Origin of the sequence: Herbiconiux sp. VKM Ac-1786 (genome assembly GCF_015350805.1) — a bacterium.
GTDB lineage: Bacteria > Actinomycetota > Actinomycetes > Actinomycetales > Microbacteriaceae > Herbiconiux.
Window position 1 is genome coordinate 546,296 of the sequence record NZ_JADKSG010000002.1, and the last position, 15,918, is coordinate 562,213.

Sequence of the window (15,918 nt, forward strand, 5' to 3'; positions counted from 1 at the left end):
GGTTTGTCCCATGGCACCATCAAAGAAGATCTTCGGCATCGTCCTCGCCGGTGGCGAGGGCAAGCGCCTCATGCCCCTCACCGCCGACCGGGCCAAGCCCGGTGTGCCCTTCGGCGGCGGCTACCGGCTGATCGACTTCGCCCTGTCGAACCTCGTGAACTCCGGGCTCCGTCAGATCGTCGTGCTCACCCAGTACAAGTCGCACTCGCTCGACCGCCACGTCTCGCAGACCTGGCACCTCGACGGCCTGCTGAACTCCTACATCGCCTCGGTACCCGCGCAGCAGCGGCTCGGCAAGCGCTGGTTCAGCGGCTCGGCCGACGCCATCCTGCAGTCGCTCAACCTGATCCGCGACGAGAACCCCGACATCGTCGTCGTGGTCGGTGCCGATCACGTCTACCGCATGGACTTCGGGCAGATGATCCAGGCCCACATCGACTCCGGCGCCGGCGCGACCGTCGCCGCGATCCGCCAGCCGATCGAGCTGGCCGACCAGTTCGGCGTCATCCAGACCGAGCCGGCCAACCCCACCCGCATCGGCCAGTTCCTCGAGAAGCCGAAGAACCCGGTGGGGCTCGACGACGCGCCGCACGAGGTGCTCGCCTCGATGGGAAACTACGTGTTCGACGCCGACCAGCTGATCGACGCCGTCATCCGCGACGGCGAGCGGCCCGAGTCCAGCCACGACATGGGCGGCGACATCATCCCCGACTTCGTGGCGCGCGGCAACGCGGCGGTCTACGACCTCAACCGCAACGAGGTGCCGGGGTCGACCGACCGCGACCGGTACTACTGGCGCGACGTGGGAACGATCGAGTCGTTCTACGACGCCCACCAAGACCTCATCTCGGCCCTGCCGGTGTTCAACCTCTACAACGAGCGCTGGCCCATCTTCACCCAGCAGCTGAACTCGCCGCCGGCGAAGTTCGTGCGCGACTCCAAGGGCAACCCAGGGGTCACGGTCGAGTCGATCGTCTCGCTCGGCTGCCTCATCTCCGGCGCCCGCGTCGAGGGCAGCGTCGTCGGGCCGTGGACCACGGTCGACTCCGGCGCCCTCGTGCAGCAGTCCGTGCTCTTCGACCGCGTGCACGTCGAGCCGGATGCGGTGGTGCGGCGGGCGATCCTCGACAAGAACGTCGTCGTCACGGCCGGGGCCCAGATCGGCGTCGACCCCGAGCGCGACCGCGAGCGGGGCTTCACGGTCACCGACTCGGGCATCACCGTCGTGGGCAAGGGCGAGCGGGTGCTGCCCTAGCAGGTCTCCGGATGCGCGGCTGATCGGCCGCGCATCCGCCTGCCTCGCTCGGCTAGCCGCGGAGGCCGAGGAGCGGGAGCAGCTGCGACAGGTCGCGCACGTCCATGATGACGTCGGCCTGGGCCCGCACGACGGGCTTCGCGTCGAACGCGACGGACAGTCCGGCGATCTCCATCATGCGGAGGTCGTTCGCGCCGTCACCGACGGCGACCGTGCGGGCGAGCGGGATCGAGCGGGCGTCGGCCCACTCGATCAGCGCATCGGCCTTGCTCTGCGGGTCGACGATCGGGCCGCTCACCGCGCCGGTCAGCCGGCCGTCGGCCGAGTGCAGGCGGTTCGCCCGCCAGTGGTCGAGCCCGAGACCCTCGGCCAGTGGGTCGAGCAGCTCGTGGAAGCCCCCCGAGACGACGCCCACCAGGCTGCCCTGCTCGTGCAGCCCGGCGATCATCGCGGGCACGCCCGCGGTCACGACGATCTGCTCGCCGATCTCGCGGTAGCAGTCGGTGCTGAGCCCTTCGAGCAGCGCCACCCGGGCGCGCAGGCTCTCGGCGAAGTCGAGCTCGCCGTGCATGGCCCGCTCGGTGATCGCGGCCACCTCGGCGTGCCGGCCCGCGCAGTCGGCGAGCATCTCGATGACCTCGTTCTCGATCAGGGTCGAGTCGACGTCGAGCACCACGAGGTGCGGTGTCACGATCAGTGGCCCATGCCGAGACCGCCATCGACCGGCACGACGGCACCGGTGATGTAGGCGGCGTCGTCGGACGAGATCCAGGCGACGACCTTCGCGACCTCGGCGGCCGAGCCGTAGCGGCCGGCCGGGATCGACTTCTTGTACTCGGCCTGCTGCGCCTCGGGCAGCTCGGCGGTCATGTCGGTCTCGATGAAGCCGGGGGCCACGACGTTGGCGGTGATGCCACGGGCACCGAGCTCGCGCGAGATCGAGCGGGCGAAGCCCACGAGCGCCGCCTTCGAGGCGCTGTAGTTCGCCTGGCCCGGGCCGCCGTAGAGTCCGACGACGCTCGAGATCAGCACGATGCGGCCGAAGCGTGCCTTGAGCATGCCCTTCGAGGCGCGCTTGACGACGCGGAAGGCGCCCGTGAGGTTGGTGTCGACGACGCTGGTGAAGTCGTCCTCGCCCATGCGCATGAGCAGCATGTCCCGGGTGATGCCGGCGTTCGCCACGACGACCTCGACCGGGCCGAACTCGCTCTCGACCTCGCTGAACGCGGCGTCGATCGAGGCCGAGTCGGTGACGTCGCCCTTCACCGTGAGCGCTCCGGCGGGGCCGCCCTCCCCCGTCCGCGAGGTCACCGCGACGCGGTGGCCCTGGGCCACGAACTCCTCGGCGATGGCATAGCCGATGCCGCGGTTTCCGCCGGTGATGAGCACGGTTCGGGGGGTGGTGGCAGAAGTCACGGAGAGCTGGTCCTCACGGGATGGGGCGGGGCAGGAGACGGCCGGCGAACCCGTCGGGGCAATCGGCCGGATACCAGCTTAGAAGCAGTTGGAGAAGCGTAGGCTGAGGTGACCATGAAGAGCAGCCAGCAGTCCCTCACGAGTCTGCCGCCGTCACCCGATGCCGAGCGGCACGCCCGCATGGTCAAATACCTGATCACCATGTCGATCCGAGTGCTCTGCCTGGTGCTGATGCTGTTCGTGCACGGCTGGTGGTTGGCCGTCTGCGCCGCCGGGGCCATCCTGCTGCCCTACTTCGCCGTCGTGCTCGGCAACGTCGGCACCTCGAACATCCAGCGCCACGAGCAGCCCACGGCGATCGAGGTGTACCGCCCGGTTCCCGGAGACGGGCCCCGGTCGTGATCTCGCTCGGCCTCGAGCCCTCCCCCGAGGAGTGCTCGCGGGCGGGCTGCCGCGCTCGGGCGTCGCACCGCATCGAATGGCGCAACCCGCGCATCCATTCTGACGACCGGCGCAAGGTGTGGCTCGCCTGCGACGAGCACGAGGAGTTCCTGCGGGAGTTCCTCGCCGCGCGCGACTTCCCGCTCGAGGTGATGCCCGTATGACGGGGTGGCGCTTCCTGCTCTCGCGGCGCTGGGCCGGCTACCTCGCCCTCACGATCGTCTTCGCGCTGGTCTGCGTACTGCTCGCCATGTGGCAGCTCGCCCGCCGCGACGAGGCGGTGGCCGAGATCAACCGGGTCGAAACGAACTTCGACGCCTCCCCCACGCCGCTCACCTCGGTGCTGCCCGAGCTCGACTCCTACGACGAGTCGCAGGAGTGGCTGACCGTGTCGATGACCGGCGAGTACCTCGTCGAGGACCAGCTGCTGGTGCGCAACCGGCCGCTCGGCGGCGACGTCGGCTTCGACGTGCTCGTGCCGCTGCGGCTCGCGAACGGCGACGTGTTCGTCGTCGACCGCGGCTGGGTGCCGACGGGCCAGACGCAGGACGTGCCCGACGTGGTGCCGGCGGCCCCGACGGGCACCGTCACCGTCGTCGCGCGACTGAAGGCCGGGGAGCCCGAGCTCGCGGGCCGCGGTGCCGTGCCCGGGCAGATCGCGACGATCGAGCTGCCGCGCATCGCCGATCAGCTCGAGCTGCCGACCTACACGGGCGCCTACGGGCTGATGGCGTCGGAGGACCCGGCGCCCGCCTCCCGGCCGATGGCGATGCCGAAGCCGACGCCCGACGAGGGTGCGCACCTGTCGTACACGTTCCAGTGGTTCTGCTTCGGGCTGCTCGGTTTCGTGGGGCTCGGCTACATCGTGCGGCAGGAGTTCCGGCGGCTGAACGAGGACGACCCCGAGGAGCAGGAGCGCGCGGCCGAGCGCGAGCGCCGGCGGGCCGCGAAGCGCAGCGACGCCGACGTCGAGGACGAGATCCTCGACTCGGAGTCGCAGCCCCGCTAGCCCTGCCGCGCTAGACCGTGGCCGCTATGCCAGCGAGATCAGGTCGGCGTAGTCCTTGTTCCAGTGGTCTTCGACGCCGTCGGGCAGGATGAGCACGCGCTCGGGGTTCAGCGCCTCGACCGCGCCCTCGTCGTGGCTGACCAGCACGACCGCTCCCTCGTAGTGCGCGAGGGCATCCAGGATCTCTTCACGGCTCGCCGGGTCGAGGTTGTTCGTGGGCTCGTCGAGCAGCAGCACGTTGGCGCCGCTGACCACGATCATCGCCAGCGCGAGCCGCGTCTTCTCGCCGCCCGAGAGCACCCCGGCGGGCTTGTGGCCGTCGTCGCCGGTGAACAGGAACGAGCCGAGCACGCGCCGCGCCTCGGTCTCGGTGAGGTTCGGTGAGGCGGAGACCATGTTCTCGAGCACCGATCGCTTCACGTCGATGGTCTCGTGCTCCTGGGCGTAGTACCCGATGCGCAGGCCGTGGCCGGGCTCGAGCTGCCCCGTGTCGGGCTTGTCGACGCCGCCGAGGATGCGCAGCAGCGTCGTCTTGCCCGCACCGTTCAGCCCGAGGATGACCACCTTCGACCCGCGGTCGATCGCGAGGTCGACGGCGGTGAAGATCTCGAGCGAGCCGTAGCTCTTCGAGAGGTTCGACGCCATCAGCGGGGTGCGACCGCAGGCCGCCGGGGTCGGGAAGCGCAGCTTCGCCACGCGGTCGACCTCGCGCACCTCCTCGAGCCCGGAGAGCATCTTCTCGGCGCGCGCCACCATCTGGTGCGCGGCGGCGGCCTTCGAGGCCTTCGCACCGAAGCGCGCGGCCTGCATCTGCAGCTGGCCGGCCTTCTTCTCGACGTTGACGCGCTCCTTCTTGCGGCGCTCCTCGTCGGCGGCGCGCTGACGCAGGTAGTTGCGCCAGTTCATGTTGTAGATGTCGATGACCTGGCGGTTGGCGTCGAGGTAGAACACGCGGTTCACGGTCTCGCCGACCAGCTCGATGTCGTGGCTGATCACGATGAAGCCGCCGTTGTAGCTCTTCAGGAACTCGCGGAGCCACACGACGCTGTCGGCGTCGAGGTGGTTCGTCGGCTCGTCGAGGATGAGCGTCTCCGCATCCGAGAAGAGGATGCGCGCGAGCTCGATGCGGCGCCGCTGGCCGCCCGAGAGCGTCTTCAGCTGCTGGTCGAGGATGCGGTCGGGCAGGCTCAGGTTGCTCGCGATCGACGCCGCCTCGGCCTCGGCCGCGTAGCCGCCGAGCGCATCGAAGCGCTCGGTGAGGTTGCCGTACTTCTTCATCGCGGCGGCGCTGACCTTCGGGTCGTCGCTCGCCATCGCGATGGAGGACTCCTGCATGCCCTCGAGCAGCGAGCCGAGCCCTCGGGCGTTCAGGATGCGCGTGCGCGCCAGTTCCTCGGGGTCGCCCGAGCGCGGGTCCTGCGGCAGGTAGCCGAGCTCGCCCGAGCGCTGCACGGCGCCCTCGGCGGGCTGGAGGTCACCGGCGAGGACCTTGGTCAGAGTGGTCTTGCCCGCTCCGTTGCGGCCCACCAGCCCGACCTTGTCGCCGGAACCGACTCGGAACGACACGTCCTCCATGAGGGTTCGTGCGCCGACCCGGATCGCGAGGTCAGTAACGCTGAGCACAGAGATATCCAATTCTTTCGTTGCGTCGCCACAACGCGGGGGGAGGGGGAATCTCTCTAGTATATTTCCATGTCCTCCCTCACTGCGGCCCCGGGCCGTTCTGCTCTCGGCCGCCCCACCCTCGCCGACCGCCTGGTCAGCCGCAGCATCCTGACCGACGTCATGCTCGTGGCGGGCGGCGCGGCCTTCACCGGCCTGCTCGCCCAGATCTCCGTTCCGCTCTGGCCGGTGCCGATCACCGGGCAGACCCTCGCGGTGCTGCTCGTCGGCTCGACGCTCGGCGCCCTGCGCGGCATGGTCTCCCTCGCCGTCTACGCCGTTCTCGGCATCGTGGGCGTCCCGTGGTTCAGCGAGGCCGCCTCCGGCTGGCACGTCGTGGCCGGGCCCACGGGCGGCTACATCATCGGCTTCGTCATCGCGGCGGGCCTCACCGGCTGGCTCGCGCAGCGCAGCTTCGACCGCAAGGTGCTCGGCGCCGTCGCCTCCTTCGCCGCGGGCACCCTCGTGACCTTCGCGGTCGGTCTCCCCTGGCTCGCGGCCTCGCTCGGCCTGACGCTCTCGCAGACCCTCGAGGCGGGCCTCTACCCCTTCATCGTCGGCGGCATCGTCAAGACGCTCCTCGCCGCGGGCATCATCCCCCTGGCCTGGAAGCTCACCTCCCGCCGCAAGTAGCCCCGCGCAGACGCACCCACAGCGGCCGCCGACCTCCTCACGGGGCCGGCGGCCGCCCTGCGTGCGCGAGGCTCCGACCGTGTCGAGCCGCCCACCGGTGTTCGCCCCGAGCGACGATCCCCCGCAGCACCTCGAGCGTCGCGGGCCACCCGTGCATCACCTGCGCGTAGCTCAGCCGCACCACGAGATAGCCTCGGCGGGCGAGCGCCAGATCGCGGCGCCGATCGGCCACGAAGGCCTCGTGCCCCGAGTGCCAGGCGCTTCCGTCGACCTCGACGACCAGCCGCTCGCCGATCAGGATGTCCACCCGCCCGACGCCGTCGATCTCGACCTGCACGCGGTGGCCGATTCCCACGGCGCGCACACCGACCCGCACCCGCGACTCCAACCCCGACTCGGCCGCCCCGTCGACGAAGTCGAGGTGGGAGCGGTAGCAGCGAGGCAGCTCGGCCAGAAGCACGGCGAGGCGGGACTCAGAGACGAGCCGTCGGTTGAGCGCGGAGTCGAGGGCGCCGATCGCATCCAGGCGCGGAAGGCACCGCGCCGCGTGCACGAGTGCCGACTCGACCGAGTCGGCGGCACCGCGTGGCAGTCGCACACCCAGGCCGTGGTGCCGGTGCGTCACGACGTCGGCGCCGTGATCGGGCACGTGGGAGTGCCGGCGCACCTGAAGGTGCAGCCGAGCATCCTCGCCCGTCCACACGCCGAGCGGTCGCAGCACCGAGACGCAGCTCAGCACTCCCCCGAGGCGGGCGGCTCGCACGACGTCGCCGTGGGCGTCGGGCAGCGCCACCCATCCTCGCCGCAGCCGGACGAGCCCGCCCCGGGCCACGATGCGGTCGATCGCCGCCGAAGGGTGCCCGTCCGCAGCGAGCTCGGACACGCGCGCGACGCCGCGGTACCGGGACAGGGTTTCGACGATGGTGCTCTGCATCGGGCCAGAGTTCCACGCTACCCTGCGGGCCGGAGGCCGTTAGGCCGAGCTGTGAGTGGACGAGCCGCGAGGGCTGGTCGTGGAGGAGCGGTTCGCGCACGCGACGCGGCCCCCGACTCCGTGAGGAGGTCGGGGGCCGCGAGACGTGCGTGAAGCGCGGGGCTAGATCGAGAAGCCGAGGGCGCGCATCATGTCGCGCCCGTCGTCGGTGATCTTGTCGGGGCCCCACGGCGGCATCCACACCCAGTTGATGCGGAACTGCTCCACCACGCCGTCGAGCGCCTCGGCCGTCTGCTCCTCGAGCACGTCGGTCAGCGGGCAGCCGGCGCTCGTGAGCGTCATGGAGATGACGAGCGCGTTCTGCTCGTCGTCCCAGTTGAGGTCGTAGATGAGGCCGAGGTCGACGATGTTCACGCCGAGCTCAGGGTCCATCACGTCTTTGAGAGCCTCTTCGACCTGGTCGAAGAGCTTCGGTTCGAGTGTCGTGACCATACCGTTATCCTACGTTCGCGCCCTGGAGAAAGCGATCGTAGCCCTCGTTCTCGAGGCGCACGGCGAGCTCGGGGCCGCCCTGCTCGGCGACCTTGCCCGCGACGAACACGTGCACGAAGTCGGGCTTCACGTAGCGCAGGATGCGGTTGTAGTGCGTGATCAGCAGGATGCCCAGGCCGGTGTTCTCCTTGGCCCGGTTCACTCCCTCCGACACGATCTTCAGCGCGTCGACGTCGAGACCGGAGTCGGTCTCGTCGAGCACGGCGAACTTGGGCTTCAGCAGCTCGAGCTGGAGGATCTCGTTGCGCTTCTTCTCGCCGCCCGAGAAGCCCTCGTTGACGTTGCGCTCCCGGAACGACTTGTCCATCCGCAACGCGGTCATGGACGAGTCGAGGTCCTTGATCCAGCCGCGGATCGCCGGCGCCTGGCCGTCGATCGCGGTCTTCGCGGTGCGCAGGAAGTTCGACACCGACACGCCCGGGATCTCGACCGGGTACTGCATCGCGAGGAACAGCCCGGCCCGGGCGCGCTCGTCGACCGACTTGTCGAGCATCTCGACGCCGTCGAGCGTGACCGAGCCACCCTCGACGTGGTACTTCGGGTGGCCGGCGATCGCATAGGCGAGCGTCGACTTGCCCGAGCCGTTCGGGCCCATGATGGCGTGGGTCTCGCCCTCGCCGACCGCGAGGTCGACGCCGCGCAGGATCTGCTTGGTCCCCTGCTCGGTCTCGACGCTCACGTGGAGGTCTTCGATCTTCAGAACCGACATGCTAATCAATCACTTTCGTCACGGTTGGGTCGATGTAGATGTCCCCGTCGACCACCTCGATCGAGAAGACGGGAACGGGCTCGTAGGCGGGCAGCGTCAGCGGCTTGCCCGTCTCGAGCGAGAACTTGGAGCCGTGGGCCCAGCACTCGAGGGTGTCGTCCTCGACGAAGCCCTCGGCCAGCGAGATGTCGCCGTGGGTGCAGGTGTCTCCGATGGCGTGGCACTCCCCCGCCGAGTCCTTCACCAGGGCGATCGCGACGCCGCCGACGACCACGCGCAGCGCCTGGTTCACGGGGACCTCGTCGATCGCGCAGACCTTCTCGGCGCTCACGAGGCGGCACCCGCGGCAGCGGCATCGGCAGAAGCGGCGGCAGCTGCATCGGACGCGACACCGGCCGCAGCCCGCACCACCTCGGCCTCGACCAGCTCGGCCTCGACCGCGGCCGTCAGCCGCTCCTCGAGTGCCGGCGAGCCGATCTGCGTGATGATCTCGGCGAGGAACCCGCGCACGACGAGGCGTCGCGCCTCCTCCTCCGAGATGCCGCGCGACTGCAGGTAGAACAGCTGCTCGTCGTCGAAGCGCCCGGTCGACGAGGCGTGCCCGGCGCCGACGATGTTGCCCGTCTCGATCTCGAGGTTCGGGATGCTGTCGGCGCGCGTGCCGTCGCTCAGCACCAGGTTGCGGTTCTGCTCGTAGCTGTCGGTGCCGTCGGCGTGCGGGCCGATCAGCACGTCGCCGACCCACACCGTGTGCGCCTTCGCGCCCTGCAGCGCGCCCTTGTAGTTGACCCGGCTGCGCGTGTTGGCGGCCTGGTGGTCGATGTACGGGCGCTGTTCGAGGTACTGTCCGGCGTCGGCGAAGTAGAGGCCGAACGCGTCGGTCGACGAGCCCTGGCCCGCGAGGTGGATCGACGGGTTCACCCGCACGACACCGCCGCCGAGCGACACGATCACGTGCCGCAGGTTCGCGTCGCGCCCCACGGTGGCGAAGTGGCTCGACACGTGCACGGCCGAGTCGTTCCACTCCTGCACCGTCACGACGGTGAGCTGGGCGCCCTCCCCCACGACGATCTCGACGTTCTCGCTGAGGTCGGCGTCACCGCGATGCTCCAGGATGACCGTTCCGCTGCTGTTCGGCAGCGCCTCGATCACGACGTGCGCCGCGCGCGGGTTCTGGTCGAAGTGCTCCCGGCGCACCAGCAGCTCCTCGGCCTCCTCGGAGGTGACCCGGATCTGCAGCACCTTCTCGACCGCGCCCCAGGCGTTGGCCGAGGCCCGGTCCTCCGGGGTGCCGGCCACGCCGACCACGGCGGTCGCGCGGTCGACCCACTCGACGGTGGTGCCCGCCGACTCGGAGTACTGGAAGGCGACGGGGCTGCCGTCGAGCACGCCCTCGATGAGGGGACGGATGCGGTCGAGGGGTGCGAACTTCCACTCGAACTCCCGGCCGGTGACGGCGGGGAAGTCAGTCACGTCGGTCGACGAGGGCCGCTCCGATCGCGTCTGGACGGGAACGACGGACGGTGAAGCGAGGGCCATCTAGCCTGCGTTTCCTTTCGGCGGGGTCGACCGGGTGGTCGGCTGGGCGAGGGTGCCCGGGTGCACGAGGGGCGGGACGGTCATCCGACGGAGCCTTCCATGCCCATCTCGATCAGCTTGTTGAGCTCGAGGGCGTACTCCATGGGCAGTTCGCGGGCGATCGGCTCGATGAAGCCGCGCACGATCATGGCCATGGCCTCGTCCTCGGGGAGACCCCGGGACATGAGGTAGAACAGCTGCTCCTCGGAGACCTTCGAGACCGTGGCCTCGTGACCGAGCTGCACGTCGTCGACGCGGATGTCGATGGCCGGGTAGGTGTCCGACCGCGAGATCGTGTCGACGAGCAGCGCGTCGCAGCGCACGGTGTTGGCCGAGTGGTGCGCGTTCGCGTCGACCCGCACCTCACCGCGGTAGCCGGCTCGGCCACCGCCCCGCGCGATCGACTTCGAGACGATCGACGACTGGGTGTACGGCGCCATGTGGATCATCTTCGCGCCGGCGTCCTGGTGCTGGCCGGGGCCCGCGAAGGCCACCGAGAGCGTCTCGCCCTTGGCGCGCTCGCCCGCGAGGTAGATCGACGGGTACTTCATCGTCACCTTGGAGCCGATGTTGCCGTCGATCCACTCCATCGTCGCGCCCTCGTGGGCGATGGCCCGCTTGGTGACGAGGTTGTAGACGTTGTTCGACCAGTTCTGGATGGTCGTGTAGCGCACGCGGGCGTTCTTCTTGACAATGATCTCGACGACCGCGGAGTGCAGCGAGTCGCTCTTGTAGATCGGCGCCGTGCAGCCCTCGATGTAGTGCACGTACGAGCCCTCGTCGGCGATGATCAGGGTGCGCTCGAACTGGCCCATGTTCTCGGTGTTGATGCGGAAGTAGGCCTGCAGCGGGATCTCGACGTGCACGCCCTTGGGGACGTAGACGAACGAGCCGCCCGACCAGACGGCCGTGTTCAGCGCGGCGAACTTGTTGTCGCCCGAGGGGATGACCGAGCCGAAGTACTCGTCGAAGAACTCGGGGTGCTCGCGCAGCGCGGTGTCGGTGTCCATGAAGATGACGCCCTGGGCCTCGAGGTCTTCGCGGATCTGGTGGTACACCACCTCGGACTCGTACTGCGCGGCCACGCCGGAGACGAGGCGCTGGCGCTCCGCCTCGGGGATGCCGAGCTTCTCGTAGGTGTTCTTGATGTCGTCGGGCAGGTCGTCCCACGTGGTGGCCTGCTTCTCCGTGGAGCGCACGAAGTACTTGATGTTGTCGAAGTCGATGCCCGAGAGGTCGGCTCCCCAGGTGGGCATGGGCTTGCGCCCGAAGATCTGCAGCGCCTTCAGGCGCGTCTTGAGCATCCATTCGGGCTCGTTCTTCAGCGCCGAGATGTTCTCGACGACGGCCTCGTTGATGCCGCGCTTCGCGCTCGCGCCGGCCGTGTCGGAGTCCGACCAGCCGAATTCGTACACGCCGAGGTTCTCGAGTTCTGGCCGGTCGATCAATACGTCTGACATGGCTGACTCCATTCCTTGCAGCTGGCGACCTGCTCCTGCCCAGGGTTCAACCGGGCAGAGGTCTTCGACATTCCATCGTCACACCGAAATGCCCGTCGATTCGCGGACTCGGAGCAGATTGTGTGTCGGGAGGGGGACTCACGCCTTGAGGGCGGGTTCCTGATCTTTCATTGTATACGTGCTGGGTGCGGGCGGGGCCCAGAGCTGCGGATGCACGTCCAGCAGCACGCGCAGCGCACCGACCCAGACCAGTGCCGAGCCGAGCAGGTGCAGCACGACCATCCACTCGGGAAGACCGAGCAGTGCCTGGGCGACGCCGAGCACCGCCTGCAGCAGCACGACGGCGACGAAGGTGGCGGCGCGGCGGCGGGCGAGCGTGGCGCCCGGAACCTTGGAGACGAGCACCAGCAGGGCGACGCCCAGCACCAGTGAGAGCGTGCCGAGCACGCCGTGCGCGACCGTCACGTGCTCCCAGACGAAGGGCATGCGCGGCACGTCGGCCGAGTCGCCGGCGTGCGGGCCGGTGCCGGTGACGAGGGTGCCGACGATGATCAGCACGGCGGTGACGGCGACGAGCACCCAGGCCAGCAGGCCGACGCCGCGCGGGAACGTCACCGCGGCGGACTGGCCGCGATGCGCACGGTGCCAGGTGAGCGTCGTCGTGGTGAGCAGCGCCATGGCCATCACGAAGTGCATCGCGACGACCCAGGGGTTCAGGTCGGTGCGCACCGTCACTCCCCCGGCGATGGCGTTGGCGACGACGAGCCAGAACTGCGACCAGGCCAGGCGGGTCATGCTGCGCACGCGCGGCTTCTGCAGCCGCGCCGCGACGATCGCCCAGCCGACGGCCACGATCAGCACGCCGGTGAGCGCGCGGTTGGCGAACTCGATGAAGCCGTGGATGCCCAGCTCGGGGGTGGTGGCGATGGAGGAGCCGTCGCAGGTGGGCCAGGTCGGGCAGCCGAGCCCCGAGCCGGTCACGCGCACGACACCGCCGGTGACGATGATGAGGATGCTCACGACGAGCGCCGCGGTCGTGCCCCAGCGCAGGGCGCGGGGCGTCAACGTCACGCGGGCGGCGAGCCAGCTGAACGGCGTGGGCATCAGAACGGCAGCAGCGGGTCGATCGCGACGGCGAGGAAGACCAGCGTGAGGTAGGTGATCGAGCCGTGGAACACGCGCATCGGCTTGATGCTGAGGTCGCGGATGGAGCGGCTGTACAGGCGGTGCGACTCGTAGAGGAACCAGGCGCCGGCGATGATCGCGGTCGCGGTGTAGACGAGGCCCATCTGCCCGACCGGGATCAGCAGCAGCGAGCACGCCACCATCGCCCAGGCGTAGAGCACGATCTGCAGGCCCACGACGACGCGGCCGCGCACGACGGCGAGCATCGGCACGCCGGCGGTCTTGTAGTCGTCGCGGTACTTCATCGACAGCGGCCAGTAGTGCGGCGGGGTCCAGAGGAAGATGATGCCGAACAGGATCAGCGCCTCCCAGGACAGGGAGTTCGTGACGGCCGCCCAGCCGATGAGCACCGGCATGCAGCCCGCGGTGCCGCCCCAGACGATGTTCTGCGGGGTGCGGCGCTTCAGCACGAGCGTGTAGAGCAGCACGTAGATGAGGATGGCGACCAGGGCGAGGCCGGCCGCGAGGAGGTTCGTGGTGAGCGCGAGCCAGACGATCGAGACGACGCCGGTCGCCCAGGCGAAGACGAGGGCCTCGCGGTCGGAGAGCACACCGGTGACCAGCGGGCGCTGCGAGGTGCGATCCATCAGCCGGTCGATGTCGCGGTCGATGTAGCAGTTGAACGCCGAGGCGCTGCCCGCGGAGAGCGCGCCGCCGACGAGCGTCGCCAGCACCAGCCAGAGGTTCGGGATCCCGCCCTGCGCCAGGATCATCACGGGGAAGGTCGTGACGAGCAGCAGCTCCATCACCCGTGGCTTGGTGAGGGAGATGTAGCCCCGCACCTTGTCCATCGGGCTGATCTGCCGCTCGGCCACCCGGCCGTCTACCGCTACGTCCATTACTCCTCGTTACGTGACCGTCGCTATCCCCGGCACCAAGTCTATTGGATCGAACGGCTGCGCCCGTCCGCCTCGATATGATTGGAGAACCCGGGCCGGGAACTGGCTCGCACACTCGAGAAGGGGTCGATTTTCCTCGTGGCTACACTCCAATGGGAACCCATTGACGACAAAGCAGTTACCACCGCCAAGATCCTCGCGGCCGACGCCGTGGAGAAGGTCGGCAACGGGCACCCCGGCACGGCGATCAGCCTCGCCCCGGCCGCGTACCTGCTGTTCCAGAAGGTCATGCGCAAAGACCCCGCCGATCAGGACTGGCTCGGTCGCGACCGCTTCATCCTCTCCGTGGGCCACTCGTCGCTGACGCAGTACATCCAGCTCTACCTGGGCGGCTACGGTCTCGAGCTCGACGACCTCAAGGCGCTCCGCACCTGGGGCTCGCTCACCCCCGGCCACCCCGAGTACGGGCACACCAAGGGCGTCGAGATCACCACCGGCCCCCTCGGCCAGGGCCTCGCCTCCTCGGTGGGCTTCGCCTACGCCCAGCGCTTCGAGCGCGGTCTGTTCGATCCGGATGCGCAGCCCGGCACCAGCCCGTTCGACCACTTCACCTACGTGATCGCCGGCGACGGCGACATGGAGGAGGGCGTCACCAGCGAGGCCTCCTCGCTCGCCGGCCACCAGCAGCTCGGCAACCTGATCGCGATCTACGACTCGAACCAGATCTCGATCGAGGACGACACGAACATCGCCTTCACCGAGGACGTCAAGGCCCGCTACGAGGCCTACCACTGGCACGTGCAGGTCGTCGACTGGAAGAAGACGGGCGAGTACGTCGAAGACGTGCAGGCCCTCTTCGACGCGATCGAGGAGGCCAAGGCCGAGACCTCGAAGCCCTCGCTGATCATCCTGAAGACCATCATCGGGTGGCCGTCGCCGAAGAAGCAGAACACCGGCAAGATCCACGGCTCGGCGCTCGGCGCCGACGAGCTGAAGGGTCTCAAGGAGGTCGTCGGCTTCGACCCTGAGCAGCACTTCCAGGTCGACGACGACGTCATCGAGCACACCCGCAAGGCGCTCCAGCGCGGCTCCGAGGAGCGCGCCGAGTGGCAGAAGGGCTTCGACGCCTGGGCCGCCGCCAACCCCGAGAAGAAGCAGCTGCTCGACCGCCTCGAGGCAGGCGAGCTGCCCGAGGGCCTCGAAGACGCCCTGCCCGTGTTCGAGGCCGGCAAAGAGGTCTCGACCCGCGCCGCGTCGGGCAAGGTCATCAACGCCCTCGCTCCGGTGCTGCCGGAGTTCTGGGGCGGTTCGGCCGACCTCGCCGAGTCGAACAACACGACCATCGAGTCGGGCGCGTCGTTCGTGCCGTCGGAGCACTCCACCCACGAGTGGACGGGCAACAAGTACGGCCGGGTGCTGCACTTCGGCATCCGCGAGCACGCCATGGGCTCGATCCTGAACGGCATCGTGCTGCACGGCAAGACGCGCCCGTTCGGCGGCACCTTCCTCATCTTCAGCGACTACATGCGCCCCGCGGTGCGTCTGGCCGCGCTGATGAAGGTCCCGTCGATCTTCGTCTGGACCCACGACTCCGTGGCGCTGGGTGAAGACGGCCCGACCCACCAGCCGGTGGAGCAGCTCACCGTGCTGCGCGCCATCCCCGGGCTCGACGTCGTGCGTCCCGCCGACGCCAACGAGGTCGGCCACGCCTGGCTGACCATCCTCGGCCGCAAGCACAACCCGGCCGGCATCGCGCTGACCCGCCAGAACATCCCGGTGTTCGAGCGTGGCGACGGCGACGCCTCGGGCGAGGTCTTCGCCTCGGCCAAGAACGTCTCGAAGGGCGCCTACGTGCTTGCCGAGGCTCCGAACGGCACCCCCGACGTGATCTTCATCGCCACGGGCTCCGAGGTGCAGCTGGCCGTGAATGCCCGCGAGATCCTGGCCGGCGAGGGCATCAACGCCCGCGTCGTCTCGGCCCCGTCGCTGGAGTGGTTCGAGGAGCAGAGCGCCGATTACAAGGAGTCCGTGCTCCCCGCCGCCGTCAAGGCCCGCGTCTCGATCGAGGCCGGCATCGACATGGGCTGGCGCAAGTACATCGGCGACGCCGGTCGCAGCGTCTCGATCGAGCACTTCGGTGCCTCGGCCGACTACAAGACGCTGTTCCGCGAGTTCGGCATCACTACCGAGGCGGCCGTCGAGGCCGCGAAGACGTCGCTCGCCGCGCTCTGAGTCGCCTCAGAGA

17 protein-coding genes are annotated in these 15,918 nt (G+C 69.3%); 6 read left to right on the forward strand and 11 right to left on the reverse strand.

Going from position 1 to position 15,918, the window contains the following annotated elements:
- The first annotated feature begins 10 nt into the window (after nt 1-10).
- Entirely contained in the window at nt 11-1,255 is a 1,245-nt protein-coding gene (locus tag ITJ64_RS13550; RefSeq protein WP_194681300.1) for a glucose-1-phosphate adenylyltransferase, read from the forward strand.
- A gap of 52 nt (nt 1,256-1,307) precedes the next feature.
- On the opposite strand, the gene serB is transcribed toward ITJ64_RS13550, so the two are convergent.
- Nucleotides 1,308-1,946 (reverse strand): phosphoserine phosphatase SerB, encoded by a 639-nt coding sequence (serB, locus tag ITJ64_RS13555; RefSeq protein WP_194681301.1) that lies wholly within the window; start codon nt 1,944-1,946, stop codon nt 1,308-1,310.
- A 2-nt stretch (nt 1,947-1,948) separates the two neighbouring features.
- The gene (gene fabG / locus ITJ64_RS13560) at nt 1,949-2,671 is read right to left on the reverse strand and encodes a 3-oxoacyl-ACP reductase FabG (RefSeq protein WP_194681302.1); all 723 of its coding nucleotides are present in this window, start codon (nt 2,669-2,671) and stop codon (nt 1,949-1,951) included.
- Nucleotides 2,672-2,785: 114 nt separating this feature from the next.
- On the opposite strand from fabG, the gene ITJ64_RS13565 reads away from it, so the two are divergent.
- From ITJ64_RS13565 to ITJ64_RS13575, 3 genes are read left to right on the forward strand one after another with little or no spacing between them, the layout of a single operon-like run.
- The gene (locus ITJ64_RS13565) at nt 2,786-3,073 is read left to right on the forward strand and encodes a DUF3099 domain-containing protein (RefSeq protein ID WP_173180971.1); all 288 of its coding nucleotides are present in this window, start codon (nt 2,786-2,788) and stop codon (nt 3,071-3,073) included.
- Nucleotides 3,070-3,276, forward strand: a complete 207-nt coding sequence (locus tag ITJ64_RS13570) for a hypothetical protein (RefSeq protein WP_194681303.1) — start codon at nt 3,070-3,072, stop codon at nt 3,274-3,276. The genes ITJ64_RS13565 and ITJ64_RS13570 overlap by 4 nt, the downstream gene beginning before the upstream one ends.
- Nucleotides 3,273-4,121 carry an SURF1 family protein gene (locus tag ITJ64_RS13575; RefSeq protein WP_194681304.1) on the forward strand — a complete coding sequence of 283 codons (849 nt, stop codon included), beginning with the start codon at nt 3,273-3,275 and terminating at the stop codon, nt 4,119-4,121. Before ITJ64_RS13570 ends, ITJ64_RS13575 begins: the two co-directional genes overlap by 4 nt.
- A 24-nt stretch (nt 4,122-4,145) precedes the next feature.
- On the opposite strand, the gene abc-f is transcribed toward ITJ64_RS13575, so the two are convergent.
- Entirely contained in the window at nt 4,146-5,744 is a 1,599-nt protein-coding gene (gene abc-f / locus ITJ64_RS13580) for a ribosomal protection-like ABC-F family protein (protein ID WP_179548365.1), read from the reverse strand.
- 69 nt (nt 5,745-5,813) lie between these two features.
- On the opposite strand from abc-f, the gene ITJ64_RS13585 reads away from it, so the two are divergent.
- Nucleotides 5,814-6,416, forward strand: a complete 603-nt coding sequence (locus ITJ64_RS13585) for a biotin transporter BioY (RefSeq protein ID WP_194681305.1) — start codon at nt 5,814-5,816, stop codon at nt 6,414-6,416.
- A gap of 37 nt (nt 6,417-6,453) precedes the next feature.
- Here the strand turns inward: ITJ64_RS13585 and ITJ64_RS13590 are convergent, their stop codons facing one another.
- The 8 genes from ITJ64_RS13590 to ITJ64_RS13625 all read right to left on the reverse strand — a co-directional run bounded on the left by ITJ64_RS13590 (nt 6,454) and on the right by ITJ64_RS13625 (nt 13,673).
- Complete coding sequence (locus tag ITJ64_RS13590) at nt 6,454-7,350, reverse strand: type IV toxin-antitoxin system AbiEi family antitoxin domain-containing protein (protein WP_194681306.1); 897 nt, start codon at nt 7,348-7,350, stop codon at nt 6,454-6,456.
- Between the two features lie 162 nt (nt 7,351-7,512).
- Nucleotides 7,513-7,842: a metal-sulfur cluster assembly factor gene (locus ITJ64_RS13595; protein ID WP_173180978.1), complete on the reverse strand. Its 330-nt coding sequence runs from the start codon at nt 7,840-7,842 to the stop codon at nt 7,513-7,515.
- Nucleotides 7,843-7,846: 4 nt separating this feature from the next.
- Nucleotides 7,847-8,611: a Fe-S cluster assembly ATPase SufC gene (sufC, locus tag ITJ64_RS13600; RefSeq protein WP_173180979.1), complete on the reverse strand. Its 765-nt coding sequence runs from the start codon at nt 8,609-8,611 to the stop codon at nt 7,847-7,849.
- A gap of 1 nt (nt 8,612) precedes the next feature.
- Nucleotides 8,613-8,942 carry a non-heme iron oxygenase ferredoxin subunit gene (locus ITJ64_RS13605; RefSeq protein ID WP_173180980.1) on the reverse strand — a complete coding sequence of 110 codons (330 nt, stop codon included), beginning with the start codon at nt 8,940-8,942 and terminating at the stop codon, nt 8,613-8,615.
- Nucleotides 8,939-10,084, reverse strand: a complete 1,146-nt coding sequence (sufD, locus tag ITJ64_RS13610) for a Fe-S cluster assembly protein SufD (protein ID WP_370545189.1) — start codon at nt 10,082-10,084, stop codon at nt 8,939-8,941. Before sufD ends, ITJ64_RS13605 begins: the two co-directional genes overlap by 4 nt.
- Nucleotides 10,085-10,230: 146 nt before the next feature.
- Nucleotides 10,231-11,649, reverse strand: a complete 1,419-nt coding sequence (gene sufB / locus ITJ64_RS13615; RefSeq protein WP_179548370.1) for a Fe-S cluster assembly protein SufB — start codon at nt 11,647-11,649, stop codon at nt 10,231-10,233.
- A 138-nt stretch (nt 11,650-11,787) separates the two neighbouring features.
- Complete coding sequence (locus tag ITJ64_RS13620) at nt 11,788-12,753, reverse strand: heme A synthase (protein WP_194681308.1); 966 nt, start codon at nt 12,751-12,753, stop codon at nt 11,788-11,790.
- Nucleotides 12,753-13,673 (reverse strand): heme o synthase, encoded by a 921-nt coding sequence (locus ITJ64_RS13625; protein WP_194681309.1) that lies wholly within the window; start codon nt 13,671-13,673, stop codon nt 12,753-12,755. The genes ITJ64_RS13620 and ITJ64_RS13625 overlap by 1 nt, the downstream gene beginning before the upstream one ends.
- A gap of 138 nt (nt 13,674-13,811) precedes the next feature.
- On the opposite strand from ITJ64_RS13625, the gene tkt reads away from it, so the two are divergent.
- Nucleotides 13,812-15,905 carry a transketolase gene (tkt, locus tag ITJ64_RS13630; RefSeq protein ID WP_173180985.1) on the forward strand — a complete coding sequence of 698 codons (2,094 nt, stop codon included), beginning with the start codon at nt 13,812-13,814 and terminating at the stop codon, nt 15,903-15,905.
- Nucleotides 15,906-15,918 lie beyond the last annotated feature (13 nt).